At 59.2% G+C, this 1,087-nt stretch carries 3 protein-coding genes; all 3 read right to left on the bottom strand.

Going from position 1 to position 1,087, the window contains the following annotated elements; translation table 11 throughout:
- Position 1 precedes the first annotated feature (1 nt).
- Positions 2–100, bottom strand: coding sequence for a 30S ribosomal protein bS22 (locus tag JF66_RS22515; protein ID WP_003792170.1), 99 nt, complete (start codon positions 98–100; stop codon positions 2–4).
- A gap of 81 nt (positions 101–181) precedes the next feature.
- Positions 182–403 (bottom strand): helix-turn-helix domain-containing protein, encoded by a 222-nt coding sequence (locus JF66_RS24645; RefSeq protein WP_051973747.1) that lies wholly within the window; start codon positions 401–403, stop codon positions 182–184.
- Positions 404–453: 50 nt separating this feature from the next.
- Positions 454–900, bottom strand: a complete 447-nt coding sequence (locus JF66_RS18485; RefSeq protein WP_035880312.1) for a helix-turn-helix transcriptional regulator — start codon at positions 898–900, stop codon at positions 454–456.
- Between the last annotated feature and the right edge of the window lie 187 nt (positions 901–1,087).

Genomic DNA, 1,087 nt, shown 5'->3' with positions numbered 1-1,087 from the left:
CTTACTTCTTATTGCGACGCTGGTGGCGGGTCTTACGAAGCAGCTTGCGGTGCTTCTTCTTTGCCATGCGCTTGCGTCGCTTCTTGATTACAGAACCCACAGGACCTCACAAAGAGTTGATTCGCCGCGGGACTCGCGACAGACACGAAAACCCCATTCTACTGGAGAAATTCGCTGGGATCTACGCAGAGTCGGCAATCGGGCTCTGAATAGCCAGTGCGACGGCCGATTCCGGCACTCGAAATGAGCGTCCGAAGCGGATTGCTGGCAGGTCTCCGGAGTGCACCATGCGGTAAACGGTCATCTTCGAGACGCGCATCATGCCGGCAACTTCGGCGACCGTCAGAAATTGAACATCAGCCAAATCCGGTTTCACGATTCCCGCCTTCAGCGTGGGCAACATGCACGCGAGGGGTGCATGTTGGTCACTCTAGATCGACATCAGGCAGTCGTCTAGACGTTCTTACGCCACTTTTTCGCCGTGGCATCCTTCACGACATGGGTCATCTGGTACGACGTGTCTGCGAAAGCCTTGCCGATGGCGGATGCGAAGGCGCGCTGCTCCTCCTTGAGACCGGCTTCCTCGGCGGCGTCGGCCTCTTCCGCGGCGTCGAAGTCGACGCTCAGGAAGGGAATCAACCAGTCTTCGATGGCCTCAAGCGGTGCGTAGTCGAGGTGGTAGTACCGGTGCTGCCCTTCTTCGCGCACGCTCACGAGACCGCTCTCGCGCAGCACCTTGAGGTGCTTCGAGACGGTCGGTTGGCTGAGCCCGAGGTTGCCGACGATGTCGGACACACTGAGCTCACCACGAGCCTCGCCGCCCTGATTATGACGGTCGAGGAGGATCCGAAGGATGTCCCGCCGGGTCGAATCCGCCACAACGTCGAAAATGTCTGCCATTCCCTCAGGTTAGTCACTCCGTAGAGGGAGTACCATGTCAAAGTGGCGCGGGTCGCAGGTCTTTGGGGGTTCCACGTGCAGTTACACACCTCCGCCAAGCGGTTCGGTCACCACCAGTCCACCTGGTACGGCCGTATTCGTGACGGTGTCGATCACCTCGTGCGGTCTTCGCCCTCGCGTTTTGCCA

The organism is Cryobacterium sp. MLB-32, assembly GCF_000738085.1.
Taxonomy (GTDB): Bacteria; Actinomycetota; Actinomycetes; order Actinomycetales; family Microbacteriaceae; genus Cryobacterium.
Note: the sequence above shows the minus strand (reverse complement) of the source record. Positions and strands in the feature narration are given on the sequence as shown.

Coding starts and splice junctions, on each gene's coding strand:
- JF66_RS24645 (WP_051973747.1), bottom strand. CDS start 403: ATGTTGCCCACGCTGAAGGCGGGAATCGTGAAACCGGATTTGGCTGAT.
- JF66_RS18485 (WP_035880312.1), bottom strand. CDS start 900: ATGGCAGACATTTTCGACGTTGTGGCGGATTCGACCCGGCGGGACATC.